Raw genomic sequence first — 26,815 nt, 5'->3', positions numbered from 1 at the left:
TCGATTGATAACCGATAATTCAGCCTAATTTGATACCACAGAATAGTGAACTAATTAATTCCTTCTAAATAGAGTGCTCAGGTTTTTCTTATAGTCATAACATGCAATAATGCCGCCCTTGTCACAATAACTAGAGCCAGCATGACTGATTTAAAAGAAGCAAAGACATTAAAAGAGCGTTTCCGTGGTTATTTTCCTGTCGTTATTGACGTTGAAACCGCTGGATTCAATGCCCAAACCGATGCTTTATTAGAGATTTGCGCAGTGACTTTGCGTATGGACGAAAACGGCGATTTGCAACCAGCTTCTACCATTCACTTTCATGTTGAGCCTTTTGAAGGTGCCAATTTAGAAAAAGCGGCACTCGAGTTCACTGGCATCTATGACCCATTTAGCCCGCTTCGTGGCGCAGTGTCTGAAGATCATGCGCTAAAAGAGATCTACAAGCTGGTTCGTAAAGAGCAGAAAGACTCTGATTGCAGCCGAGCGATCATCGTTGCGCACAACGCCAACTTCGATCATAGCTTTGTTATGGCGGCAAGCGAGCGCAGTAAACTTAAACGCGTTCCTTTCCATCCCTTTGCCACTTTTGATACCGCAACGTTAAGTGGTCTTGCTTACGGACAGACGGTACTCGCCAAAGCGTGCAAAGCAGCCGGAATGGAATTTGACAATCGTGAAGCACACTCAGCGCTTTACGATACACAAAAAACTGCAGAGCTGTTCTGCGGAATCGTCAACAAATGGAAAGCTCTTGGTGGCTGGCCTGCTGTTGATAACCAAGAAAACAACTAAAACCAAACACGACTTGAATTGAGAATTATATGAATCCTGTAGTCATTTCCGTTTGCGTCATGCTGCTTCTTGCACTGATGCGCGTAAACGTTGTGGTTGCCCTAACCTTCAGCGCCATTGTTGGCGGTTTAGTGGCGGGTATGAGCTTAAATGATACTGTAGCGGCTTTCGAAAGCGGCCTTGGTGGTGGTGCGACTATCGCACTTAGCTACGCAATGCTGGGGACGTTTGCTGTTGCTATTTCTAAATCTGGCATCACTGATCTACTAGCCCAAAGCGTGATCAAACGTCTTCATGGCAAAGAGCATGGTGCGGCAACAACTGGATTGAAATACGCCGTTCTGATTGCTTTGTTGTTGATGGCGGTATCTTCACAAAACGTCATTCCGGTGCACATTGCATTTATCCCAATTTTGATTCCGCCTCTGTTAGGTGTGTTTGCAAAACTCAAACTTGACCGTCGCTTAGTAGCCTGTGTTCTTACCTTTGGTCTGATCACTCCTTACATGGTGCTACCTGTGGGTTTTGGCGGTATTTTCCTTAACAACATTCTGCTTAAGAATCTACGTGAGAATGGTCTGGACAACATCACTGCGGGTCAGGTACCTATGGCGATGTTACTGCCAGCTATTGGCATGATTACAGGCCTGCTCATTGCCGTATTTTTCAGCTACCGCAAGCCGCGTGAGTACCAAGAAACTGAACTGACGGTTGTTCACCATCAAGCGAACGAAATCGACAAGAAACACGTTGGCATTGCCGCTGTCGGTATCGTGGTTGCATTAGCGGTCCAGCTTGCGACAGGTTCAATGATCATCGGTGCATTAGCTGGCTTTATGGTGTTTACATTCGGCGGTGTTATCGCTTGGAAAGAGACGCATGATGTGTTCACCAAAGGTGTTCACATGATGGCAATGATCGGCTTTATCATGATTTCTGCAGCTGGCTTTGCCGCTGTAATGAAAGATACTGGCGGTGTTGAATCTCTTGTTAGCGCGTTATCAACCAGTATTGGTGACAACAAGCCTTTAGCCGCATTGCTAATGCTTGTAGTGGGTTTGCTGGTGACTATGGGTATCGGTTCGTCGTTCTCAACCATTCCAATCATCGCGACCATCTATGTGCCTTTGTGTATCGCTTTTGGTTTTTCTCCGATGGCAACCGTAGCACTCGTTGGTACTGCTGCTGCACTGGGTGATGCGGGCTCACCAGCTTCTGATTCAACCTTAGGCCCAACCTCTGGTCTGAACGCAGATGGACAGCATGAGCACATTTGGGAAACCGTTGTACCGACCTTCCTCCACTACAACTTGCCGTTAGTTGCATTTGGTTGGATTGCGGCAATGGTGCTTTAACCCATTTGCTTTCAACCCCGCATATTAAAATTTTGGGGTTGATAAAACGTAAGACATTAAAAAGGCTTCCCTCGGGAAGCCTTTTTGCTATTCACTGACTTTCAACGTCAAAATGCTTACGCTTAAAGTGATTAAGCACCTTCGTTGTACAGTTCCAGACTCGCTAGATCCTGAATTTCACGTTGTGCCTTAACATCGTCACCACGCATCGATTCTAGGTAGTCTAGGTATTGCTGGTCGATGTCGCCTGTTACGTACTCACCGTTAAATACTGAAGCTTCAAATTTAGCGATATCAGGGTTACCTGCACGCACTGCATCTTCTAAATCTTCAAGCGTTTGGAAGATAAGCGCATCAGCACCGATTTGTTTACAGATATCTGCATTATCACGGCCGTGAGCAATCAACTCGTTTGCTGTTGGCATATCGATACCATATACGTTCGGGAAACGAATCTCAGGCGCTGCTGACACCATGTAAACTTTCGCTGCACCTGAATCACGAGCCATTTCGATAATCTGCTCAGACGTCGTTCCACGCACGATTGAGTCGTCCACAAGCAGTACATTCTTATCTTTAAATTCAGAACGGATAGCATTCAGTTTACGACGAACTGATTTCTTACGTAGCTGTTGACCCGGCATGATGAACGTACGGCCAACATAACGGTTTTTCACGAAACCTTGACGGTATGGTTTATCAATTGCTTGAGCAATTTGCAGCGCGATATCATTTGATGTTTCTGGAATTGGAATAACAACATCAATATCCAGATCAGAAAACTCATTCTTAATACGCTCACCAAGGCGTTTACCCATTTCAACGCGTGCGCTGTAAACAGAGATTTTATCGATGAATGAATCAGGACGAGCAAAGTAAACGAACTCGAAAATACATGGAGTAAGACTTGGGCTATCAGCACACTGCTTAGTGAACAGTTCACCTTCAAACGTTGCGTAAATCGCTTCACCCGGTGCAACATCGCGCACAAAGTCAAAACCAACAGCATCAAGTGCTACCGATTCAGACGCAACCATGTACTCAGTGCGACCATTCACTTCACGCTTACCAAGGCAAAGCGGACGAATACCATGTGGGTCGCGGAATGCAATCATACCGTGACCGATAATCATAGCAGTTACTGCGTATGCGCCACGAATAGTGCGGTGTACGTTTGCCACTGCACGGAAGACATCTTCAGAAGTAACATTACCTCTGACAGTATCAATCTCATGCGCCAATACGTTTAGCAGTACTTCAGAATCTGAAGTGGTATTGATATGACGGCGATCTTTCTCGAATAACTTTTCACGTACAACATTCGCATTGGTTAGGTTGCCGTTATGAGCAAGCGTGATACCAAATGGAGAGTTTACGTAAAAAGGCTGAGCTTCAGATGCACTTGAGCTGCCTGCAGTTGGGTAACGAACGTGCCCAATACCCACAGTACCTTGAAGACGCTGCATGTGTTTGGCTTCAAAGACATCTTTTACTAAACCGTTCGCCTTGCGCAGACGAAAACGATTGCTATCTATGGTACAAATACCAGCGGCATCTTGGCCACGATGCTGCAATACCGTTAAAGCGTCATAAATAGACTGGTTTACAGGCGTTGTGCCCACGATTCCAACAATACCACACATGTCCTATTCCTCGATTTGCGTCAGTAACTGACGCGTTATATCGCGTCAGATAGAAAACTTGATGTTGCTTGTATGTGTTCGAAGAGAGGCGCAATCACACGGCTAAATTCCGGTACTAATTGCGAGCTCTTCCACCACTCTGAGCTTGGTAATGCAGTAAAGGTATCCACAAAAAACAGAGCCGCTGCTACGATTAGAACCCCACGTAATGCGCCAAATACAACGCCTAAGACTCTATCCGTACCTGATAAACCTGTTTTCTGAACCAATTGCGAAATCACATAATTCACAATCGCCCCCACCACTAAAGTTGCTACAAAAAGTGCAGCAATGGCGGCGCCGTTACGAATCATGTCATCTTTAATATTGGTAAAGTACACCGCCAGTTTTGCGTAGTACTGTGAAGCGATGAAAAATGCTCCACACCAAATAATTAATGACAAGGCTTCTTTCGCAAAGCCACGAACCAAACTGATCAAAGCTGACAAGCCGATCACACTTAAAATGACAATATCTAACCAATTCATGAGTTCTTACATCTTAAGTTGGCGCGCATTTTAACAGAAAAAAACGCGACGCAAACGTTTTCTTATGGGTTTAGTGGTTTAAATTTGAGCAATTGACCTTTTGAACCGGTAACTTTCTCTAATTCCAGTAGTTGTCTCTCAAGCTTACTTTTTGAGACATCTGGTCCGATGATTACTCGCGTAAAACCGTTTTCTTGTTTTGTGTGAGCTTGATAACCGCGTTTTTGTAAATCACTCACCACATTTTTTGCGTTTTCTGCGTTCTTCAAAGCCATCAACTGAATGATCCACGCGCTGTCTTGGTAGTCATTTTTCTCTTGTACTTCTTTGACGACGGTTTCCATCGGTTTATCGACTTTCGCGGAAGAGTTTGAAGACTGAGTCGTTTGTTCAGTGACAGAAACTGGAGACTCAGGTAAAGCAGCTTGATCTTCAACAGGTTCAAGTACTTCGAACTTCTCTACATCACTATTAAGCTCAGGCTTGATCGGAATGCTTGTGATCTCTTCTTGATAGTGCATTTTCTTGCCATCAAGAACATCAGGCAAAACGATGACACCTATCGCTACCAAAATAATAGTACCTACTAAACGGCTTTGAAATTTACTCGCCATTTACGCTCCTTTATTTTTCCAGTGCTCAAGCACTTCACCGACTGTGTGGAAAGACCCAGCAACGATTATGACATCACCATCCGTAACACTTGTCATCGCACTTTCAAATGCACAAACAGGGTTTGAATACTCAACCTGACCTTGTTCAAGGTGCTGGCACAGTTCACTCGCAGAAGCCGCTCTCGGGCCAGACAAAGAAGCTGGATACCAATGCTTGACCAGCGGTTTAAGCACATCAATGGTGGACTTAATATCTTTGTCGTGCAGCATACCAAGCACCATATGTACGGTTTGATCAGGGAACTGAGCACGAATCTGGTTAGCGAGATACTCGGCGGAATGAGGGTTATGAGCTACATCAAGCAATATTATTGGCTTATCGCTAATGCGTTGCATGCGTCCCGCCAATCTTGCTTTGCGCAGACCTTCGACAATATTGACATCGCTGACTTCTAAACCTGAACATCCCAGAGCCATCAACGCCGTTGCTGCATTAGCAAGAGGAAGTGTTGGCACTGGCAGATCGGTGAGGTCAAAAGGCCCACTTCTCCACTGCCAAACCGTGTCTGACACTTTTTCATAATCAAACTGGATACCAACCTGATAGAGATCCGCACCAATATCATCGGCGTGAGCGGCAACTGTTGACGGAGGCTTAGGTTGTCCACAAATAGCAGGTTTGCCTGAGCGGAAAATACCCGCTTTCTCAAAACCAATTACATTGATGTCGTCACCCAGCCAATCAACATGGTCGATGGCTAAGCTAGTAATAACCGATACATCGTGATCAACCACGTTAGTCGCATCTAGACGACCGCCAAGACCGACCTCTAACAGCACAACATCGACTTTTTCAGTTTGGAAAATGCGAAGAGCCGCTAATGTTCCGAATTCGAAAAAACTTAGGCTGATCTCGCCACGCTGTTGTTCAATATAAGCAAAAGCTTCTGTGTGTTGTTCATCACGAGCATCAACGCCGTTAATACGTACACGTTCGTTGTAGCTGATAAGGTGAGGAGAACTGTAGACACCGACCGAATAACCAGCATCCAGAAGAATACTTTCCATTAACGCACAGGTAGAACCCTTGCCGTTGGTTCCGGCAACTGTGATAACGGTAGGAGCAGGTTTAGTGAGAGAGGCTTTGTTAGCCACCGCTTGAACGCGGTCTAAGCCTAAATCAATTGCAGAAGTATGAATATGGGTTAAATAATCAAGCCACATCGACAGTGGGGATGTGGCTTGAGGAATTGGGTTTTGTTTCATCTAACGTAGAACCATTGTTTTCTTTGGTTTAGTTAGCGCCTACTTTACCCTTTTTTCTTCGCTTCTGGTACTGAATATGCTTCCTCTTGTGGAGCATCGTTCACAGAAACTACGAGTGGAGATTTTTGGTTGGTCATCTTCGCTAGCAAGCCTGCAATGCGTTGACGCATTTCGCGGCGGTCTACGATCATATCAATCGCACCGTGCTCTAGCAGGAATTCACTGCGTTGGAAACCTTCTGGAAGATCTTCACGTACAGTTTGTTCGATAACGCGACGGCCAGCAAAACCGATCAGTGCTTTGGGCTCACCGATGTTGATATCACCCAGCATTGCAAGACTTGCAGAAACACCACCCATTGTAGGGTCAGTCATTACCGAAATGAACGGCAGACCTTTGTTTGACAAGCGCTCTAACGCCGCACTGGTTTTAGCCATTTGCATTAGAGACATCAACGCCTCTTGCATACGAGCACCACCACTTGCAGAGAAACATACTAGACCACAGTTTCTTTCAATTGCAGATTCAACAGCACGAACAAAACGAGCACCAACAACAGAACCCATTGAACCGCCCATGAATGAGAACTCAAAAGCACAAGCCACAAGAGGAATACCGTGCAGTTCACCATTCATCACGATAAGAGCATCTTTCTCACCACTGCTCTTTTGTGCAGCTGCAAGACGTTCTTTATAACGCTTAGAATCTTTGAATTTCAGTTTATCTTGAGGCTCAAGCTCTTGTGCAATCTCTTGACGATTGTTTTCGTCTAAGAATGTTTCCAAACGACGACGCGCTTTCATACGCATGTGATGATTACACTTAGGACAAACTTCGAGGTTGCGCTCAAGTTCTGCGTGGTAGAGTACCTGCTCACAAGATGTACACTTCGTCCAAACACCTTCAGGAATCGATGCTTTACGTGAAGTAACTATGTTGCTTTTTTCTAAAATCTTTTCAAGCCAACTCATAGAAGACCTTTTACTCTGTGCTCTCCCGCTCAATGCGAAAGATTTAAATTCGACAATAATGCGTGGGGATTAAAGCATAGAAAATGCCAACTGTAGACAAAAAACTGGTTGTACCTATTTCTTGCACCAGCCCCACACACCTAATTCTGCTCATTTTGAATGCTAATCAACTGATAACTTTGAGCCAATTACTACACTTTAGTTCAACATTAGTTCAAATGATCAGGTAAAAATAGCGGCCCTAAAGGTGGTTGAGGTAAATCAAACTCTTGTGGGTAATCCACAGACACCAAATATAAGCCTTCCGCTTTTGCGGTTGCACCTGCCAATGTGCGATCTTTCGCTTCCAGTAACCACTGGATCCACTCTGGTTCTTTCTCACCACGACCAACAGCAATAAGGCTACCAGTAATGTTGCGAACCATGTGATGAACGAAAGCATTCGCTTTAATATCAATCACTACGTAACGTTCATGGCGAGTAACATTTAAGTGCATAATATTACGCCACGGACTGCGTGACTGGCAATGAACAGCTCTAAATGACGTGAAATCATTCTCACCCAACAAATATTGACCGGCTTGATGCATTCTTTCTGCGTCAAGTTCCCCGTGATAGTGACTCACACCAGAAGCCAATATCCCCGGACGATACTCATGGTTATAAATCACGTAGCGATAGCGACGTGCTGTTGCTGTGAAGCGAGCGTGGAACTCATCTGGAACTTCTTTCGCCCAACGCACAGCGATATTCTTGGGTAGATTTGCATTGGTTCCCATCGTCCAAGCAACCATTTTGCGTGTCGCTGTTGTATCAAAATGCACAACTTGCCCAGTGCCATGTACACCAGCATCTGTGCGTCCTGCACACTGAACTTCAACAGGATGGTTAGCGACGACAGATAGAGCTTTCTCTAGCTCTTCTTGAACACTTGCAACTTCTCTTTGACGCTGCCAACCAAAGTAATGAGTACCGTCATACTCAATACCCAACGCTATTCTCATGGTGTATCACTCTTAAAAACTGTAGGCCTAAGGACCTTGGGGCGGGCAGTATAATATCAATCGCTTAAGATTTCTAACCCGCAAAATACATACAACGGTAAGATCATATCTGTTATTTAAGATAGCTGAATAAACAAAGAGGCAGCCAATGCTGCCTCCTCTACTGTGATTGTCTACACTCGACCGTTAATGACATCAATAAGGTGTTTCGCTTGCTGCCTTATCTCATCACTACCATCCACGATCGCTTCTTCGAGTAGCTTAATCGCACCTTTATCATCGTTCATCTCAATGTAGATTTTCGCTAAATCCAGCTTGCCTGCGGCTTCAGAATTACTGTCTACATCGATATCACTAACTTCGCCAATAACGTCAGGGAACTCGTTAAGACCAACATCCAGCTTTAACTCTTCGTTATCAAGATTCAGAGTGCTGCCATCATCGTTTTCAACCTGAGCCATAAGATCATCGATTGTCATAAATTGACGGTTAGTTGGCTCGAATTCAGCAAACTCATCCTGATTTCCCCAGTTTTCTTGGGCAACTTCAGGCTCTTTGACCTGAATTTCTGGATGCCACACGTCCTTCTCAGTCTCTGGTACTTCGTCAGGTATTGTCGCTTTTTGGTCAGGCGTTAAGTTGAAACCATTCCAATCTTCCCCGCCCATTTCCAGCATGGCATCAATGTCCATACCCGCACTGTCAACGGACTTCGCATCAATAGGCTTATCAAAGGTAAAGTTTGTTTCTACTCTATCTTCATCAGACAACCAATCAGAAAGTGCTTGTTCATCAAACTCTAGTTTAGAGACGTCGCTAAGATTAACTTCAGTTGTCTCCGGTTCAATCTCTGCGTACAGAGAAGAATCATCTGACTGTTCGTCTTCTGACTCATCAGATAGCTCATCCGTTTGGGAGAACATATCCGCTAATGCATCTTCTTCCGTATATTCAGGTAGATCAGAATCGTTAATTTCAACATCCGCAAGCTCTGCAGCGGCTTCTGGTAAGTCTGACTCTTCGGCGAACTCAGAATCCGCCAGCGCGTCTTCTTCTGTGTACTCTGGAAGCTCTAATTCATCGAATTCAGCCGCAATATCTTGCTCTGGCAATTCAGACTCAGGCTCTTCTGCCAAAAGCTCAGCAGGTTCCGCTTCATCTTGCGCTTCTGGAGTTTCCGTTTCTACTGCTTCAGATTCAACATCTGCCAGCGCATCTTCTTCTGTGTACTCTGGAAGCTCTAATTCATCGAATTCAGCGGCAATATCTTGCTCTGGCAATTCAGACTCTTCTGCCAAAATCTCAGCAGATTCCGCTTCGTCTTGCGCTTCAAGAGCTTCCGTTTCTGCGGCTTCAGATTCAACATCTGCCAGCGCATCTTCTTCTGTGTACTCTGGAAGATCTAACTCGTCGAATTCAGCCGCAATGTCTTGCTCTGGCAATTCAGACTCAGGCTCTTCTGCCAAAAGCTCAGCAGGTGTCACTTCATCTTGCGCTTCAGGAGTTTCAGTTTCTACTGCTTCAGATTCAACATCCGCCAGCGCATCTTCTTCTGTGTACTCAGGAAGATCTAACTCGTCGAATTCAGCGGCAATATCTTGCTCTGGTAATTCAGACTCAGACTCTTCTGCCAAAACCTCAGCAGGTGTCACTTCGTCTTGCGCTTCTGGAGTTTCCGTTTCTGCTGCTTCAGATTCAACATCCGCTAACGCGTCTTCTTCTGTGTACTCTGGAAGATCTAACTCGTCGAATTCAGCGGCAATGTCTTGCTCTGGCAATTCTGACTCAGACTCTTCTGCCAAAACCTCGGCAGGTGTCACTTCATCTTGCGCTTCTGGAGCTTCAGTTTCTGCTGCTTCAGATTCAATATCCGCCAGCGCATCTTCTTCTGTGTACTCCGGAAGATCTAATTCATCGAATTCAGCCGCAATGTCTTGATCTGGCTGTTCAGATTCAGACTCTTCAACTTGAACGTCCGCAGTTTCTGTTTCTGTTTCTGTTTCTGTTTCTGTTTCTGGGTCATCAAAAACCCAATCGTCATCTTGTGGAACGCCGAATTCATTCGCAACAACTTGCTCTTGCTCTGCTTCCTCTTGATCTTCTTCCGCTTTCTCGCCACCTTCAATCTCTGGATTGAACTCGAAGTCATCCAGATCAAAATCTTCTTCATCCAGAGCTGAGATAGATTCAAATTCTTCATCCAACAATGGGTCAGACTTAGGCGCATTGGTAATGAGGTCGTCAATAAAGTTGGCACTATTAAAGTCTTCAACCAGATCTTCAGATTCCGCATTTTGTTCAATGGTCAACAACTCATCAAAAAGCTCTAAACTTTCATCTTTCTCTTCTGTGTCTTCCGATTCTGAAGTGACTTCATCAGCCAAGAAGTCTTCGTAGCCTGTCGGTTCTTCACTAAGTTCACCGACAAAATCATCGAGCAGAGCTGTACTGTTTTCATCAATATCAGGAATATCTGAATCACCCGCTTCTCCGAGTAGTTCATCCAGTTCCAGCATCATCTCATCAGCGACATTTTGTTCAGAATCAGCTTCATCAAACCCGTTTTCATTTAAAAGCTCATCTAGCAATGCGGTGCTATTGGCTTCAAAATCAGGCTCGTCTTCTTCCTCTTCAAGCAACAACTCATCAAGTAGCGCTGTCTCGTCTTGTGCATTCGCCTCTAGTGACTCTAAGTCTGCTTGTGCTTCGATGTTTGCAAATAGGTCGTCTAGCTCTTCATCTGAAGTGAACTTAGCCGCTTCTGGCTCAGAATTAGTTTGCGATTTTTCATCATCAAGCAAGCTGTCAAAATCTAACAGCTCTGAGCTTGTTTCTTCATCGTCTTGTGCTGCAAAAAGCTCATCCAACATAGATTGGTCAAGAGAAGGCGAATCCAACTCTTCAGAATCATCTGCAGCCAACAAAGATTCAATATCGGCTTGTGACATTTCGCCATCATCAGATAGGTCAAAGCCGATCTCATCGTCTTCATCGTAGTTTTGTGAGGCTTGGTCTAACGCACGTTCCATTTCTTCTAGACCAAGCGCTTTTTCATCACCATTAACATTGATGCCGTTATTGCTTGAAGACAAGTCACCAAAGTCAGTATCAAGGTCACCTGAATCATCGATAGCCGCAAACAAGTCTTCGCCATCTTCACCTTCTAAGTCGAAGTCTAGATCGCTCTCATCTAAGCCAGCAAAGATGTCTTCATCATCTTCTTCTGATTCTTCTTTCTTCTCTTCACCAAACAGTGAATCGTTGTCATCCATACTGCCAAACAGGTCATCGTCAAGAAGCAACTCATCATCTAAATCTTCGAGAGCCTGATCACCCAAAGCGATTGGAGCCATCACATCGGCATTAGAGTTCGCGTTAAGTGCAGTTTCCTGTGCCGGAGAATTTGAGGCTTGGCTTGAACCCGAGCGGCGTCCTAAAAATAGCACTACCAGTAAGGCAATGAGCAATCCAGGTATAAGAGCTAATCCTGCTACTACCCAGTTGTTCGCTAGCAACTCATCCAGCTTAGAAGGCGCTAGACGCTGCATTTCTTCGCGTTTGGTTCTCTCTTCAGCTAGCAGTTTTTCGACTTCAGAACGAATGCGGTTTTCGTCGCCCAGTTCTTGTTTCAAGCCGCTTACTTCAGATTGCACTTCAGCGAGCATCAAACGCAGTCTGTGGTTCTTTTCTTCCAGTGCCTGAATTTCATTTTGGTCGGCTGATGATGCTTTCATACTGCCGCCATTTTTCGCTTCTACAACCGGCTTTTCTGCAACGACAGGTGCTGTTGGTGTTACTTTGACTTCTGGTGTTTGTGTTTCAGCAGGAGTGACAACGGCTGGTTTCACATCTGCTGTCGGTTTTGGTTCTGCTTTCGGAGTGTTTACGACGGGTGTTGCTGGCTTAGCAGGCTGTTGCGCGAGACGAGCTTTATGCGCAGCCATCACTTTAACCGCTTCTTCCGTTGAAACACTGCTCACTTGAGCGAGAGAAGGAATGCGTAATGTACTACCAGGAATTAGGCTATGAATATTTTGATTTTCAAACGCTTGAGGGTTTAAACGATAAATTGCCAGTAGAGTCTGCTGTACAGATACTTGGTTTGAGGGACGTATACGTGACGCAATCGACCATAAAGTGTCTTTTTCAGAAGTAGGGCCAATAACCTGTGAAGGCTCTGCCGTTGCTGTTGTTCGATTACGGACAATATCACTACTATATTGCGGCGCTGACTGAACTTCGCCAGTCGGACCAATAAGGCGAATACTCTCTGCACTAACGAAAGAAGTCTGAGTCACGGCCGCTACAGCGATTGGCAGTAACAGGCGTTTAAAAAATTGACGCATATAAGGCTCAGCTAGGTGCTATGAATTAATAAAGATAACAATCTGTTAAATATATCGGATAAGAGAAGCAAAACTATAGGAGATAACGCAAAAAATGTGTTCGTACCGTAATAATCGCAGCAATCTCACACTAAAAATCCATTTTTGCTACTCATGCCCGATTCCATAATGACGATTCAAAAAATAAAAGCCAGCTTTAAGCTGGCTTTTGCATCGTTTTACTTTGTCAGATATTACTCAGACTCAATTTTAGCCCAAGTATCACGTAGACCAACTGTACGGTTGAACACTAGAGATTCAGGCGTTGAATCTTTGTTATCTGCACAGAAATAACCCATACGCTCAAACTGGTAACCCACTTCAGCTTCTGCTGTCGCAAGGCTAGGTTCAACGAAACCATTCACCTTAACCAGTGACTCTGGGTTAATCGTTGCAGCGAAATCATCAGCAGCTGCTGGATTAGGTACAGTAAATAGACGATCGTAAAGACGGAATTCAGCAGGTAAACCTTTATCAGCGGATACCCAATGGATAACACCTTTCACTTTACGGCCGTCTTCTGGGTTTTTGCCCAGAGTCGCAGGATCGTAAGTACAGTATATCGTTGTGATATTGCCGTCTTGGTCTTTCTCTACACGCTCAGCTTTGATGACATACGCACCACGTAGACGAACTTCTTTACCTAACACCAAACGTTTGTACTTCTTGTTACCTTCTTCGCGGAAGTCTTCACGTTCAATCCAGATTTCGCGAGTAAATGGTACATCGCGAGAACCCATTTCTGGGTCGTTTGGATGGTTAGCAAGATTGAGAACTTCAACACTATCAGCATCGAAGTTTTCAATAACAATCTTCACAGGATCCAATACAGCCATAGCTCGCGGTGCATTAGTGTTCAGATCGTCACGAATACATGATTCAAGAGAACTGAATTCAATCATATTGTCTTGTTTAGTAACGCCGATACGCTTACAGAACTCACGGATAGAAGCAGCAGTGAAGCCGCGACGACGTAAGCCAGAAATGGTAGGCATACGAGGGTCATCCCAACCATCAACTAACTTCTCAGTCACAAGCTGGTTTAGCTTACGCTTAGACATGACTGTGTATTCTAGATTCAGACGGCTGAACTCATACTGGCGAGGATGGCAATCAATAGTGATGTTATCCAGCACCCAGTCGTACAGACGACGGTTATCTTGGAACTCCAAAGTACAGATAGAGTGCGTAATACCTTCCAATGCATCGGAAATACAGTGTGTAAAGTCGTACATCGGGTAAATGCACCACTTGTCACCCGTCTGATGATGCTCAGCAAAACGAACACGGTAGATAACTGGATCGCGCATTACGATGAATGACGAAGCCATATCGATTTTAGCACGCAGACATGCTTCACCTTCTTTGAAGCCACCAGCTCTCATTTTTTCAAATAGAGCTAAGTTTTCTTCTACGCTGCGATCACGATAAGGGCTGTGTTTACCTGGAGTAGTCAAAGTACCGCGGTATTCGCGGATCTGCTCTGGAGTCAGCTCTTCAACATAAGCCAAACCTTTGTTGATCAGCTCCAGCGCATATTCGTACAACTTGTCAAAATAATCAGATGAATAGCAGATATCACCAGACCACTCAAAGCCTAGCCAACTTACATCTTTCTTAATTGATTCTACGTATTCGATGTTTTCTTTCTCTGGGTTTGTGTCATCAAAACGTAAGTTACACTGGCCCTGATAGTCTTGAGCGATACCAAAGTTCAAACAAATCGACTTAGCGTGACCGATATGCAGATAACCATTAGGCTCTGGCGGGAAACGAGTATGCACGCTAGTGTGTTTACCATCCGCTAAATCTTTATCTATGATTTGGCGAATGAAGTTCGATGGACGAGCCTCAGCTTCACTCATCTATAGCACCTCAAAATAATTTAATACTGGCAGAAAGTTTTCCTGTCTGGGCCAAATTAGCCGCAATCTACAGAAATATTGCGTTCAATGATCCACAATTCTGGGCATTTTCACAATAAAAACTGCGGATTTATTAGGAAATAATATTTACTTCGCTTGTTCTGTAGCCAACGTCTTACAAAGCAAAAAGCCTTCGCATATAGCGAAGGCTTTCATTTCAGCTAAAGAATTTAATCTATTATGGCAGTTTCACGCCAGATAGATCTTCAGTAGCACTGATTGCTTTCATTTCGCCCGCAACGATTTCCGCTAGTGGACCAAGGATAACTTGAAGGTTGTTTTCACCAAGCTTAACAACACCTTTAGCACCTAGTTTCTTCAATACAGCTTCATCAGCCACTGAACGGTCTTTCAGTGTTAGACGTAGACGAGTAATACAAGCATCGATAGTAGTTAGGTTTTCATGACCACCTAAAGCTTTCAAGTATTGACGCGCTAGTTCACCTTTTTCAGCGCTTACGCTTGAAGGTGCTGCACTTGCTTCTTCATCATCTTCACGACCAGGTGACTTCAAGTTGAAAGTACGGATTGCGAATGTAAATGTGAAGAAGTACAGAGCGAAGAACGCTAGACCAATGATTAGTAGAGTTACAGGTTTAGTTGCTAGACCCCAGTTTAGTGCGAAGTCGATTAGACCAGCAGAGAAACCAAAGCCGTGTAGCGTACCAAACATGTTAGCAACAACTAGAGCTAGACCAGTAAACACTGCGTGCATTGCATATAGTGCAGGCGCTAGGAACACGAACATGAACTCTAGAGGCTCTGTGATACCTGTTAGGAATGAACAGAATGCTACAGAGAACAATGCACCACCAACTTGATGACGTTTTTCTGCAGGTGCTGCAAAGTACATAGCTAATGCTGCACCAGGTAGACCGAACATCATGATTGGGAAGAAACCGTTCATGAATACACCAGCGCTCTTATCGCCACCGAAGAAACGGTGTAGGTCGCCAGACTTCATTGTTTCAGTTACTTCTTTAACAACAGCTGTAATTTCAGGATTTACTGCATTTTGGAAGTTAAATGTATGCTCTTGACCAACAACTAGAGCTTTAGCAATAGATGGATCCACACATAGTTTTTGTAGTGCAGGTAGAGCTTGACCAGCAGCTTGAGCACCTGATACTACGATTTCTTGACACGTACCCATACCGAACCAGAAGTATGAGTTAAGTACGTGGTGCAAACCAACAGGAATTAGAGCACGGTTAAGAGTACCGTAAACAAACTGACCTACTGAACCAGAAGTTGATACTGCGTGAGCTAGAGTATCAAGACCACCTTGGATGCTTGGCCATACCACACCAGAGATTGCACCAGCAACCAGTGCAAATAGACCAGCCATAATAGGAACAAGACGCTTACCAGAGAAGAACGCTAACCATTCTGGAAGACGAGTAGCGTGAAAAGCGTTATAAGCGTGACCAGCAATGATACCTGCAAAGATACCGCCGAAGAACGACATGTTAATTGAAGGATCAATTGTTTTTGCTGTTGCTGTTAGTACGAAGTACGCAACTGCACCAGCTAGACCTGCAGCACCTGAACCGTCTTTAGAAAGACCGATCGCGATACCAAGGCCGAATAGTAGAGGTAGTTGCCCAAAGATCGCACCACCCGCTTCTGCCATAAATGGAATGTCTAGTAGGTCGCCCTGACCTAGACGTAATAAGATCGCTGCAACAGGTAGCGTTGCGATAGGTAGCATCAATGCTTTACCTAACTTTTGCGCATATCCAAGAATATTCACCGTAAGTTCCCCCTATAGGATTTTTATAAATATCGGCAAACTTATTTTAGTCGCCCAATTTAGTCATAATCAGTGTATGACAATAATTTTGCTCCGCAAATTAAAAGCTCATCAATTGTGACCGTAATCACCTCAGAGCAGCATAATTCGAGGTTTTTGCTAGCGAGATCATAAAACTTATTTTACAATATAAAAAAACATGCATTTATCGGTACTATTCCACTAAGAAATAAGTGATGTAATGTCTTATAGCAAAAGAGATTATAGCCGCTAGAAAACCTATTTCCCGGTGATGAAACCAGAACAAAAATAGTACCGAATATTCAGCTGGAGGCACCTTTTGAGTGACCTCCGAGCATAAAGATATTTCGCGATTTGATAAAAGTTAGCAAAGAGTCAGTTCGTACCATACTCTTTAGAGACAATATCAGCTTATCGCTCCTAAAATTTTAGAATGTCTATCGACGAGGATTCGTTAATTATGTACGCACTAACTAACTGTAAAGTATACACAGGCAGCGATGTACTAACTGACCATGCTGTTATCATTAATGCTGATACAATTCACGCTATTATCCCTGAAGAAAATCTTCCGAGTGACATAGAGCGCAAAGATCTCAACGGTGCAAACTTAAGCCCAGGCTTTATTGACTTACAACTTAATGGCTGTGGCGGCGTTATGTTCAATGATGAAATAACGGCAGATACAATCCATACCATGCACCTAGCTAACCTTCAGTCCGGTTGTACAAGCTTCTTACCTACTCTTATCACCTCCTCTGATGAAAACATGCGTCAAGCTGTCGCGGCAGAGCGAGATTACCGCCAAAAGTACAGCCATCACTCTTTAGGTCTTCACCTAGAAGGTCCTTATTTGAATATCGAAAGAAAAGGCATTCACAGTGTCGACTTTATTCGCGAGTCGGATGAAGCAATGATCGATTTCATGTGCCAGAACAGCGATGTCATTACGAAAGTAACGTTAGCGCCAGAAAACAATAACCCTCAACATATTGAAAAATTGGCGCAAGCAGGCATTGTGGTGTCTATTGGTCACACCAACGCCACCTATCAAGAAGCTCGTAACGGTTTTGAATCAGGTATTACTTTCGCAACGCATTTGTTTAATGCAATGACACCAATGCAAGGTCGAGAGCCTGGAGTTGTCGGAGCGATCTTTGACACCCCAGAAGTCTATGCCGGTATTATCGCTGACGGTTTCCATGTGGATTACGCAAACATTCGTATCGCGCATAAAATCAAGGGCGAAAAGCTCGTATTAGTGACAGATGCCACAGCTCCTGCAGGCGCGGAGATGGATTACTTTATTTTTGTCGGTAAGAAAGTATATTACCGAGATGGCAAGTGTATTGATGAAAACGGTACACTTGGCGGCTCAGCCCTTACAATGATTGAAGCAGTTCAAAATACGGTTGAGCATGTCGGCATCGCTTTAGATGAAGCACTTAGAATGGCTACTTTGTATCCAGCAAAAGCAATTGGGATTGACCATAAATTGGGTCGAATTAAGAAAGGCATGATTGCCAACCTGACTGTTTTTGACCGTGACTTCAATGTAAAAGCGACTGTGGTTAACGGACAATACGAGCACAAGTAATAATGAATGGCGGACAAATAGGTAACGTAGATTTAGTCAAGCAGCTGAACAGCGCTGCAGTATATCGATTAATAGACCAACAAGGTCCTATTTCTCGAATCCAAGTTGCCGATGTAAGTCAGCTCGCGCCAGCAAGTGTGACTAAAATAACCCGCCAACTTTTAGAACGCGGCCTTATCAAAGAGGTCGCTCAACAAGCTTCTACGGGTGGTCGAAGAGCAATCTCTCTGACCACAGAAGTGGCACCGTTTCACTCTATTGCAGTACGCCTTGGACGCGACTACATACAGTTCAGCCTTTTCGACCTAGGTGCGAAAGAGATAGCGTCAGGTTTTCAAGAATTTCTCTACACCAGCCAATCTGAATTGGTTGAAGGTCTCCTCAAGTACCTTAAAGAGTTCACTCATCAACATACCTCTTCTGTTGGACAACTTATCGCAATAGGTATTGCCTTACCTGGATTGGTTAACCCAGAAACTGGCGTTGTTGAATACATGCCAAATGTCAAAATTGATGCCTTGCCGCTCGGTGAAATCATCAAAGACAATTTCCACGTAGAGTGTTTTGTGGGTAATGATGTGAGAGGAATGGCTTTGGCTGAACACTATTTTGGTGCCAGTCAAGATTGTCAGGATTCAATATTGGTCAGTGTTCACCGTGGTACAGGTGCGGGTATTATAGTTAATGGACAAGTGTTCTTAGGCTTTAATCGAAACGTGGGTGAAATTGGTCATATACAAATCGACCCATTGGGTGATCAGTGCCAATGTGGCAACTTCGGTTGCTTAGAAACTGTTGCGGCGAACCCTGCAATCGTTAATCGCGTAAACAAACTTATCGCTCAAGGTTATGAATCAAGCCTATCGAAAGTCGAAGGTATTACGATTCATGACATATGTGAGCACGCCAATAACGGCGATGAACTTTCTCAACAAGCTTTAGTGCGTGTTGGCAATCAGTTAGGTAAAGCGATTGCAATTACGATTAACTTGTTTAACCCGCAAAAAGTCATCATTGCTGGTGCGATTACGCAAGCGAAAGACATTTTGTTCCCGGCTATTCAACGAAATGTAGAGAATCAGTCTCTCAAATCGTTCCACACTAACTTACCGATTGAAGCATCATTGTTAGATAAACAACCAACATTAAGCGCCTTTGCAATGATCAAGCGTGCAATGCTGAATGGTGTATTGTTACAAAAACTTCTGGAAGATTAAGACTTATCCACGTTGGTATAAGCAACTGATTACCCTATAATACGAGGCTGCGCCTATTTATTAGACACAGCCTTTTTATTTCTGGGAAGCAAATATTACCAATGGAAATTATTCTAATTACAACGGCATTTATCGCTGGTTTTATTGCGCTAAAGTGCAATCTCCCTCCCCTAGTGGGCTTTCTTATCGCTGGTTTTGCGCTTCACGCCTTTGGCTTTGAATCAAACGAGACCATCTCTTTCTTAGCCGATCTTGGTGTTACGTTACTGCTATTTACCATCGGTTTAAAACTGGACATCAAGACTCTGCTGGCAAAGGAAATCTGGGCAGGCGCAACGATACATAATCTATTATCAACCGCTGTATTTAGTGTTGTTCTTATTGGTTTCAAATACCTAGGATTAGACAGCCTAGCACTCGTTTCAGTGTCGAGCATTATTCTGCTTGGTTTTGCTCTCTCCTTTTCAAGTACCGTTTTTGCAGTGAAGTCTTTGCAAGAAAAAGGCGAAATGAATGCAACCTATGGCACCATCGCCATCGGTATTCTTGTTATGCAAGATATCTTCGCCGTTATTTTCTTAACGGTTTCGACAGGTAAAATTCCAGAATGGTATGCCGTAGCTCTTTTCCTACTCCCATTTATACGCCCTCTGTTTTTTAAAATTCTTGATTGGGTTGGACACGGTGAAATGCTCGTTTTGGCGGGGATTTTCTTTGCTTTAGTTGTGGGCGCTGGTTTATTTGAATTTGTGGGGATGAAGCCGGATTTAGGCGCTCTTATTTTAGGCATGATGTTAGCCGGACACACTAAGGCTTCAGAGCTCTCTAAATCTCTATTTAATATGAAAGAGCTGTTCTTGGTCTGCTTTTTCTTGAATATTGGCTTATCAGAACAACCAACCGTCACCGGATTCTTACTCGCACTATTATTACTGCTTCTGCTTCCACTCAAAGGCGTATTGTACTTCTTAGTGTTAAACAAGTTCCGCTTCCGAGTCCGCACGTCACTGCTCGCCACTATATCTCTCTTCAACTTTAGTGAGTTTGGACTTATCGTCGGCGGACTTGCATTTAAGATGGGCTGGTTATCAGGAGACATACTTGTCGCCTTAGCCATTTCAGTACCTTTATCCTTTATTGTTACCGCACCAATCGTACGTAAAGGGCACGAGATCTATCATTACTCGGCACATTGGTTAAAAGAGCAAACGGCTGAGCGAATAAATATCAGAGACAGGTTTATCAATCCGGGCAGCTCTCAATTGATTATTCTCGGCATGGGTCGTATTGGTACAGGCGCTTACGACGAATTCCATTCACGCTATGGCAAGATCTGTTTAGGCGTTGAGCTAAGAGAAGATACGGCTCAGGAACACAGAAACGAAGGTCGAAACGTGATCTCCGGAGATGCCACCGACCCCGACTTTTGGGAACGAATCCTAGATACAGGTAACGTTAAAATGGTGCTGCTAGCAATGCCACACCATCAGGCGAATCAAATCGCTCTAGAGCAGTTGAAAAAGCGCTCGTTCAACGGACAAATTGCAGCTATTGCAGAGTATCCTGATCAGTTGGATAACCTTCTCGAAAAAGGCGCGCACGCTGCATTCAACATTTATCGAGAAGCTGGCTCTGGTTTTGCTCGCCACGTTTGTGAACAACTAAAGCCTGAGTTTGTAAAACACTAGCCTTAGTTCATTCCCCCACTTATAAAAAAGAGCACTAAGTGCTCTTTTTTATTCCAAGCGGTGTTTTTTTCGTCATTATTTGAATCTCATCTACCAAAATAGACATTTAATTAAATAAAATTCACACAACGCAAGTTTATTTAAACTATTTACCAATCCTGGGTTGTTTTTTTTAATCAAAATGGCAAATTGGAGTCATCTGATTAAAACTCGTTTACTAAGGGAAGTTGTATGTGTTCTATATTTGGCATCTTGGACATCAAAAGTGATGCAGCTGCGCTACGCCCAGTAGCATTGGAAATGTCGAAAAAACTCCGCCACCGTGGTCCTGACTGGTCCGGTATCTATGCATCTGACAAAGCTATTTTGGCACACGAGCGCTTAGCGATTGTTGGTTTAAATAGTGGAGCACAACCTCTATACAGCCCTGATAAGAAACTGATCCTTGCAGTAAACGGCGAGATTTATAACCACAAAGAAATTCGTGCTCGTTACGAAGGCAAATACGAGTTCCAAACAGATTCAGATTGCGAAGTCATCTTGGCACTATACCAAGACAAAGGCGTGGATCTTCTTGAAGAACTCAACGGTATCTTTGCTTTCGTTCTTTACGATGAAGAGAAAGACGAGTACTTGGTAGGTCGTGACCACATCGGTATTATTCCTCTATACCAAGGTCAAGATGAGCACGGCAACTACTATGTTGCTTCTGAAATGAAGGCTCTGGTTCCTGTTTGTAAAACCCTGAGCGAGTTCCCTCCAGGTAGCTATTATAGTTCTCAAGACAAAGAGCCAACGCGTTACTACGTACGTGACTGGAACGAGTATGCAGCGGTAAGTGGTAACACTACGAGCAAAGAAGAACTGACAGCTGCACTAGAAGCTGCGGTTAAGCGTCAATTAATGACAGACGTACCATATGGTGTACTTCTTTCTGGTGGCCTGGATTCATCCATCACTTCAGCTGTAGCGAAACGTTATGCTGCGATGCGTATCGAAGATGATGAAAAATCTGAAGCTTGGTGGCCACAACTTCACTCATTCGCAGTAGGTCTTGAAGGTGCACCGGATCTTAAAGCGGCACGTGAAGTGGCTGAGAAAATCGGTACAGTTCACCACGAGATGACTTACACCATTCAAGAAGGTCTTGATGCAATTCGTGATGTGATTTACCACATTGAAACCTACGATGTCACAACCATCCGTGCTTCTACCCCTATGTACCTCATGGGACGTAAGATCAAAGCAATGGGTATTAAAATGGTTCTTTCTGGTGAAGGTGCGGATGAAATTTTTGGTGGTTATTTATATTTCCACAAAGCACCAAACGCTCAAGAGTTCCACGAAGAAACCGTTCGCAAGCTGCTTGCACTAAACATGTTTGACTGTGCACGTGCAAACAAATCGCTTGCAGCATGGGGTGTTGAAGGTCGCGTGCCTTTCCTAGATAAAGAGTTTATTGATGTAGCAATGCGTCTAAACCCTGCCGATAAAATGTGTGGCAACGGCAAGATGGAAAAACACATCCTTCGAGAGTGTTTTGAACACTACCTGCCTGAATCCATCGCATGGCGTCAGAAAGAGCAATTCTCTGACGGCGTAGGCTACAGCTGGATCGACACGCTAAAAGCAACTGCTGAAGCGAAAGTGACCGATCAACAAATGGAAACCGCACAATACCGTTTCCCATACAACACGCCAACAACTAAAGAAGGCTATGTGTATCGTGAAATCTTTGAAGAGTTGTTCCCACTAGAGTCTGCGGCTCAATGTGTTCCTGGTGGACCTTCAGTGGCATGTTCTTCTGCAAAAGCAATTGAATGGGACGAATCATTCAAAAACTGTATCGACCCATCAGGCCGTGCAGTTAAAGCTGTTCACAACGAAGCTTACTAAGCTTCAAGAAAGACAAAAAGGCGCCTAGAGCGCCTTTTTGTTGTGTGAACATGCTGAAAGACTCTACTTTAAATCTAAATCTTTGTTCTCAATACTCATCACTACTGGTTGATTGATGAGTTTAATCAGCATTAACGAACGGGTCTCCCCATCCGCTTCTTGATATATCGCGTCTATGCCGGAAAATTGCCCGCCAGTCACTTTCATGACTTGCCCTTTAGCCGGTACTTTAGACGCAGCCAAACTCTGCTCACTGGTATCCATCTGTTTAAGTTCATAAATCAGATCACCTTGTAACTCTTTCGGTTGACTGCCAAAGCGTACAAAATCCGCCACCCCACGCGTTGAACGCACCGTGGTAAATGTTGGTCCTATTTCAAAATCAAAACGAACAAACATATAACAAGGAAAAAGCGGCTCTTTCACCGATTGACGTTTTCCTCGTAAAATTTTTTCTACCGTGACTTCTGGGTAATAACACTCAACGCCTTGATTTTCTAAATGAGTTTTAGCCCTAAGCTGCTCACCTCGTTTACAGTAAAGTAGATACCAACGTTTCATATTCTTAACCAATAATTTTTTTGGCAATGCTATCACTATGGCTATGCATAGTCATGATTAAAGACCTCAATAGTCATATATCGTCGTTCAACTGGCGAGATAAACACCACAACTCCTAACAAAGAACATGCACAACAAAAAATTAGTTTTCATAAATGAGAGGATTTTCAAATATCCTGCATTAACAACACCAAGCAGAGCGAAAAGCCATCGAACACACTAATTTACAATATTAAATCATTTGAAATATCTTTATTACCAATGTATATCTATCGGCCACTAAAAATATAATGATGACTTTAGTATCTAATATGCAAAACCAACAACAAATTTTTGGTCACCCACGTGGCTTATTCCTTTTATTTAGCACAGAGCTTTGGGAACGTTTTTCCTACTACGCAATGAGAGCTATCCTAGTTCTTTACTTGACTGACGCGACGCTTAACGGTGGTTTGGGTTGGTCAACAAAAGACGCTCTTGATCTATACGGTATCTATACTGGCTTGGTATACATCACTCCACTTATCGGTGGCTACCTAGCAGATAACTATCTTGGTCAACGCCGCTCAATTCTGATTGGTGGCGCATTGATGGCTATTGGTCAGTTCACTCTAGCAATGCCAGCAGATGCGATTGGCATTTCACCAATGCACTCTTTTTACCTTGGTCTAGCACTGCTGATTGCAGGTAACGGTTTGTTTAAACCAAACATTTCAACAATGGTTGGTGACCTATACCAAGAAGGCGATCATCGTCGTGATGGTGCATTTACCATCTTCTATATGGGTATCAACATTGGTGCTCTGCTTGCTGGTGTTGTCGCAGGTTCAGTAACCAACTCTTTCGGTTGGAAAGCTGGTTTTGTCGCGGCTGGTATCGGTATGCTTATCAGTTTAGTGATGCAACTTTCTCTTGCGCAATCTTGGCTTGGTGATATTGGTAAAGTGCCAGCAGCTAAACGCGCAATGGAAAAAAACAAGTCTCAGACTAAGCAACCGCTTACGAAAGAAGAATTTGATCGCATTAAAGTTATTTTAATCATGAGTCTATTTACTATTGTTTTCTGGGCTGGCTTTGAGCAAGCAGGTGGTCTTATGAACATCTACACCCAGCAATACACTGACCGCATGATTGGTAGCTTTGAAGTACCTGCGGCTTGGTTCCAGTCACTAAACCCGTTCTTTATTATTACTCTAGCTCCCCTGCTGGCTGTTTTCTGGGTAAAACTGGGCAAGCGTGAACCTAACTCTCCTGTTAAATTTGCTCTTGCGATGTTCTTCTTAGCGCTTGGCTTCCTATGTATGGTTGGTGCGGTACTGCAACAAGGCGGAGACACCACAGTTAAAACTTCTATGCTTTGGTTAGTGGGTGCATTTTTCTTCCATACCTTGGGCGAACTGTGTTTATCTCCTATCGGTTTATCACTAGTAACTAAGCTGGCTCCACTGCGTCTTGCATCATTAATGATGGGTGCATGGTTTGGTTGTAACGCGATTGCAAACTACGTTGCTGGCTATGTTGGCTCTCATGTTGGTGAGTTAGGCGCTATGGCCATCTTTAGTGGTATTGCGGTTACTGCAACTGTCTCTGGTGTCATTCTACTGCTGTTTGCAAACAAACTAGTATTTTGGATGCACGGAGCAGAAGGCTACGTTGAAATTGCAGCTGAAGAAAAACAAGCTGAAGTACAACCAGCTTAATACTGTTTTAGATAGTAAAAAGGACCACTTAATGTGGTCCTTTTTGTTTCTCGAAAGATTCGAACTTAGCTCGTTACAAGGGCTTTCATCATCTCAACATGAGTATCATCTGCATTCAAACATGGAATGTAATTAAACGTCTCACCACCAGATTCCAGAAACAGCGCTTTGTTTTCCCCTGCTATTTCTTCAAGGGTTTCCAAACAATCGACAGAAAATGCCGGACAGATGATATCAAGCTTCTTAATACCCTTTTCAGGCAATGATTCCATCGTTTTGTCGGTGTATGGCTTTAACCACTCTTCCTTACCAAACTGAGATTGGTAGGTCATCAGTACTTTTTCTTCAGCTAAACCCAACTCTTTTGCAAGAAGGCGAGTCGTTTCTTCACAGTGCTGGGGATAAATATCACCATTATCGGCGTATCGCTTAGGAATACCGTGGTAGGAGCAAACCAATAAGTCTCCTTGACCATTTTGTTCCCAAGATGCGCGAACACTGCTCGCGAGCGCTTGAATATAGAGAGGGTGACTGTAGTAATCACGGACAAACGTAAGCTGAGGCATAGTTGGAATACCTTTTATCGCTTTTGCCAGCGCATCGAAGACAGCAGCCGTCGTTGACGATGAATACTGAGGATACAACGGAAGAACAGTAACCTCTTCAACGCCTTGTTGCAGAAGTTTATCTAAGCCACTGCTTAGACTTGGTTCGCCGTAAGTCATTCCTAGCTCGACAGGAATACCCAGCAAGGATTGCAGCTTGTCACGCTGTTGCTGTGAATACACCATCAAAGGTGAGCCACCATCAAACCATATTGACTGATACAGCTTTGCTACTTTTGGAGAGCGAACTGGAAGAATGATTCCGTGCAGAAGCGGACACCACAACCAACGACTCATATCAACAACACGTTTATCATGAAGAAATTCAGCCAAAAAGCGCTTAACTTCCTTGGCTGTGGGAGCTTGAGGTGTACCTAAGTTGGCTAACAAGACACCTTGTTTTTTTATAGTTTTCATAGCGTCCTTTTGTCTACTAATCTGGCTTAAGACTTAAATAAAATGGGAACATACCCCAACTAACAGGCTCTGAGTTAATGCAAACAAAGTTAGCTATCAAGACTGTAGTTGTTTCAAGTCGTTCGGGTATAAAAAAAGCGACCTTTCGGCCGCTTAACTATAACAAAATTATTAAAAATTTTGATAATAGGTATTATCTATTAAGCTAATGCTTTTTCGATATCAGCACTAACTTCAGCAACTTGCTTAGTACCGTCAAATTTCAGGTACTTAGTGTTACCTGCTGCAGCTTCTTTACCGTAGTATTCGATAAGTGGTGCAGTTTGGTTGTGGTATACACCTAGACGTGCGCGAACAGTTTCTTCTTTGTCGTCATCACGAACAACAAGATCTTCACCAGTTACGTCATCTTTACCTTCAACTTTTGGCGGATTGTACACTACGTGGTAAGTACGGCCAGAAGCAAGGTGAGCACGACGACCAGCCATACGCTCAACAATTACATCGTCAGCTACGTCAAATTCAATCACGTAGTCAACATCAATACCCATTTCTTTTAGGCCATCAGCCTGAGGGATAGTGCGTGGGAAACCGTCCAACAGGAAGCCTTTCTCGCAATCATCTTGCGCGATACGCTCTTTAATTAGACCAAGAATGATTTCATCAGAAACTAGCTGACCAGCATCGATAACAGATTTAGCTTGTTTACCAAGTTCTGTACCTGCTTTGATAGCGGCACGTAGCATGTCACCAGTAGAGATTTGTGGAATACCGAACTTCTCCATGATGAATTGAGCCTGTGTACCTTTACCAGCACCTGGAGCACCTAGAAGAATGATGCGCATGTTTAATCCTCTTTAGAAAATAATATTTAT

At 43.8% G+C, this 26,815-nt stretch carries 19 protein-coding genes; 7 read left to right on the top strand and 12 right to left on the bottom strand.

From position 1 onward, the window contains the following. Positions 1-141: 141 nt before the first annotated feature. Together rnt and HKI82_RS14825 are read left to right on the top strand one after the other, a co-directional pair. Positions 142-795 (top strand): ribonuclease T, encoded by a 654-nt coding sequence (rnt, locus tag HKI82_RS14830; protein ID WP_042486311.1) that lies wholly within the window; start codon positions 142-144, stop codon positions 793-795. 29 nt (positions 796-824) lie between these two features. Further along, positions 825-2,150 (top strand): Na+/H+ antiporter family protein, encoded by a 1,326-nt coding sequence (locus HKI82_RS14825; protein WP_102940185.1) that lies wholly within the window; start codon positions 825-827, stop codon positions 2,148-2,150. A gap of 131 nt (positions 2,151-2,281) precedes the next feature. On the opposite strand, the gene purF is transcribed toward HKI82_RS14825, so the two are convergent. The 9 genes from purF to nagE form a co-directional block, all read right to left on the bottom strand. After that, positions 2,282-3,793 (bottom strand): amidophosphoribosyltransferase, encoded by a 1,512-nt coding sequence (gene purF / locus HKI82_RS14820; RefSeq protein ID WP_102940186.1) that lies wholly within the window; start codon positions 3,791-3,793, stop codon positions 2,282-2,284. Positions 3,794-3,828: 35 nt separating this feature from the next. Continuing rightward, a complete protein-coding gene (locus tag HKI82_RS14815) occupies positions 3,829-4,320 on the bottom strand; it encodes a CvpA family protein (RefSeq protein WP_102940187.1) in 492 nt (163 codons plus the stop codon). 62 nt (positions 4,321-4,382) lie between these two features. Continuing rightward, positions 4,383-4,934 (bottom strand): SPOR domain-containing protein, encoded by a 552-nt coding sequence (locus tag HKI82_RS14810; protein ID WP_102940188.1) that lies wholly within the window; start codon positions 4,932-4,934, stop codon positions 4,383-4,385. Continuing rightward, positions 4,935-6,200, bottom strand: coding sequence for a bifunctional tetrahydrofolate synthase/dihydrofolate synthase (gene folC / locus HKI82_RS14805; protein ID WP_171138417.1), 1,266 nt, complete (start codon positions 6,198-6,200; stop codon positions 4,935-4,937). A gap of 44 nt (positions 6,201-6,244) precedes the next feature. Next, positions 6,245-7,171, bottom strand: a complete 927-nt coding sequence (gene accD / locus HKI82_RS14800) for an acetyl-CoA carboxylase, carboxyltransferase subunit beta (RefSeq protein ID WP_102940190.1) — start codon at positions 7,169-7,171, stop codon at positions 6,245-6,247. A gap of 209 nt (positions 7,172-7,380) precedes the next feature. Then, positions 7,381-8,175 carry a tRNA pseudouridine(38-40) synthase TruA gene (gene truA / locus HKI82_RS14795; protein ID WP_042486330.1) on the bottom strand — a complete coding sequence of 265 codons (795 nt, stop codon included), beginning with the start codon at positions 8,173-8,175 and terminating at the stop codon, positions 7,381-7,383. A 173-nt stretch (positions 8,176-8,348) separates the two neighbouring features. Further along, positions 8,349-12,521 (bottom strand): FimV/HubP family polar landmark protein, encoded by a 4,173-nt coding sequence (locus HKI82_RS14790; RefSeq protein WP_171138416.1) that lies wholly within the window; start codon positions 12,519-12,521, stop codon positions 8,349-8,351. A 233-nt stretch (positions 12,522-12,754) separates the two neighbouring features. Beyond that, positions 12,755-14,425 (bottom strand): glutamine--tRNA ligase, encoded by a 1,671-nt coding sequence (glnS, locus tag HKI82_RS14785; RefSeq protein ID WP_102940193.1) that lies wholly within the window; start codon positions 14,423-14,425, stop codon positions 12,755-12,757. Between the two features lie 238 nt (positions 14,426-14,663). Further along, positions 14,664-16,238, bottom strand: coding sequence for an N-acetylglucosamine-specific PTS transporter subunit IIBC (nagE, locus tag HKI82_RS14780; protein WP_102940194.1), 1,575 nt, complete (start codon positions 16,236-16,238; stop codon positions 14,664-14,666). Between the two features lie 481 nt (positions 16,239-16,719). Between nagE and nagA the strand changes: the two genes are divergently transcribed. The 4 genes from nagA to asnB all read left to right on the top strand — a co-directional run bounded on the left by nagA (position 16,720) and on the right by asnB (position 22,657). Next, positions 16,720-17,856 carry an N-acetylglucosamine-6-phosphate deacetylase gene (nagA, locus tag HKI82_RS14775; RefSeq protein WP_102940195.1) on the top strand — a complete coding sequence of 379 codons (1,137 nt, stop codon included), beginning with the start codon at positions 16,720-16,722 and terminating at the stop codon, positions 17,854-17,856. 2 nt (positions 17,857-17,858) lie between these two features. Beyond that, complete coding sequence (gene nagC / locus HKI82_RS14770; RefSeq protein ID WP_171138415.1) at positions 17,859-19,073, top strand: DNA-binding transcriptional regulator NagC; 1,215 nt, start codon at positions 17,859-17,861, stop codon at positions 19,071-19,073. Between the two features lie 101 nt (positions 19,074-19,174). After that, a complete protein-coding gene (locus HKI82_RS14765) occupies positions 19,175-20,761 on the top strand; it encodes a cation:proton antiporter family protein (RefSeq protein WP_171138414.1) in 1,587 nt (528 codons plus the stop codon). Between the two features lie 231 nt (positions 20,762-20,992). Then, on the top strand, positions 20,993-22,657 hold the full coding sequence (gene asnB / locus HKI82_RS14760; protein ID WP_102940198.1) for an asparagine synthase B: 1,665 nt from the start codon (positions 20,993-20,995) through the stop codon (positions 22,655-22,657). 63 nt (positions 22,658-22,720) lie between these two features. On the opposite strand, the gene rfaH is transcribed toward asnB, so the two are convergent. Continuing rightward, positions 22,721-23,218: a transcription/translation regulatory transformer protein RfaH gene (gene rfaH, locus HKI82_RS14755; RefSeq protein ID WP_171138413.1), complete on the bottom strand. Its 498-nt coding sequence runs from the start codon at positions 23,216-23,218 to the stop codon at positions 22,721-22,723. 311 nt (positions 23,219-23,529) lie between these two features. Here rfaH and HKI82_RS14750 point away from each other — a divergent pair, with 311 nt between their 5' ends. Further along, positions 23,530-24,918: a peptide MFS transporter gene (locus HKI82_RS14750; RefSeq protein WP_102940199.1), complete on the top strand. Its 1,389-nt coding sequence runs from the start codon at positions 23,530-23,532 to the stop codon at positions 24,916-24,918. Positions 24,919-24,983: 65 nt separating this feature from the next. Here HKI82_RS14750 and hemH read toward each other — a convergent pair whose 3' ends face one another. Together hemH and adk are read right to left on the bottom strand one after the other, a co-directional pair. Then, positions 24,984-25,940 (bottom strand): ferrochelatase, encoded by a 957-nt coding sequence (gene hemH, locus HKI82_RS14745; RefSeq protein ID WP_102940200.1) that lies wholly within the window; start codon positions 25,938-25,940, stop codon positions 24,984-24,986. 200 nt (positions 25,941-26,140) lie between these two features. Further along, entirely contained in the window at positions 26,141-26,785 is a 645-nt protein-coding gene (gene adk, locus HKI82_RS14740) for an adenylate kinase (protein WP_042486378.1), read from the bottom strand. Between the last annotated feature and the right edge of the window lie 30 nt (positions 26,786-26,815).

It is taken from the genome of Vibrio plantisponsor, assembly GCF_013041605.1.
Taxonomy (GTDB): Bacteria; Pseudomonadota; Gammaproteobacteria; order Enterobacterales; family Vibrionaceae; genus Vibrio; species Vibrio plantisponsor.
Note: the sequence above shows the minus strand (reverse complement) of the source record. Positions and strands in the feature narration are given on the sequence as shown.

Bases quoted from the DNA above. Each gene is read 5' to 3' on its own strand.
- rnt (WP_042486311.1), top strand. From the start codon at position 142: ATGACTGATTTAAAAGAAGCAAAGACATTAAAAGAGCGTTTCCGTGGT.
- HKI82_RS14825 (WP_102940185.1), top strand. From the start codon at position 825: ATGAATCCTGTAGTCATTTCCGTTTGCGTCATGCTGCTTCTTGCACTG.
- purF (WP_102940186.1), bottom strand. From the start codon at position 3,793: ATGTGTGGTATTGTTGGAATCGTGGGCACAACGCCTGTAAACCAGTCT.
- HKI82_RS14815 (WP_102940187.1), bottom strand. From the start codon at position 4,320: ATGAATTGGTTAGATATTGTCATTTTAAGTGTGATCGGCTTGTCAGCT.
- HKI82_RS14810 (WP_102940188.1), bottom strand. From the start codon at position 4,934: ATGGCGAGTAAATTTCAAAGCCGTTTAGTAGGTACTATTATTTTGGTA.
- folC (WP_171138417.1), bottom strand. From the start codon at position 6,200: ATGAAACAAAACCCAATTCCTCAAGCCACATCCCCACTGTCGATGTGG.
- accD (WP_102940190.1), bottom strand. From the start codon at position 7,171: ATGAGTTGGCTTGAAAAGATTTTAGAAAAAAGCAACATAGTTACTTCA.
- truA (WP_042486330.1), bottom strand. From the start codon at position 8,175: ATGAGAATAGCGTTGGGTATTGAGTATGACGGTACTCATTACTTTGGT.
- HKI82_RS14790 (WP_171138416.1), bottom strand. From the start codon at position 12,521: ATGCGTCAATTTTTTAAACGCCTGTTACTGCCAATCGCTGTAGCGGCC.
- glnS (WP_102940193.1), bottom strand. From the start codon at position 14,425: ATGAGTGAAGCTGAGGCTCGTCCATCGAACTTCATTCGCCAAATCATA.
- nagA (WP_102940195.1), top strand. From the start codon at position 16,720: ATGTACGCACTAACTAACTGTAAAGTATACACAGGCAGCGATGTACTA.
- nagC (WP_171138415.1), top strand. From the start codon at position 17,859: ATGAATGGCGGACAAATAGGTAACGTAGATTTAGTCAAGCAGCTGAAC.
- HKI82_RS14765 (WP_171138414.1), top strand. From the start codon at position 19,175: ATGGAAATTATTCTAATTACAACGGCATTTATCGCTGGTTTTATTGCG.
- asnB (WP_102940198.1), top strand. From the start codon at position 20,993: ATGTGTTCTATATTTGGCATCTTGGACATCAAAAGTGATGCAGCTGCG.
- rfaH (WP_171138413.1), bottom strand. From the start codon at position 23,218: ATGAAACGTTGGTATCTACTTTACTGTAAACGAGGTGAGCAGCTTAGG.
- HKI82_RS14750 (WP_102940199.1), top strand. From the start codon at position 23,530: ATGCAAAACCAACAACAAATTTTTGGTCACCCACGTGGCTTATTCCTT.
- hemH (WP_102940200.1), bottom strand. From the start codon at position 25,940: ATGAAAACTATAAAAAAACAAGGTGTCTTGTTAGCCAACTTAGGTACA.
- adk (WP_042486378.1), bottom strand. From the start codon at position 26,785: ATGCGCATCATTCTTCTAGGTGCTCCAGGTGCTGGTAAAGGTACACAG.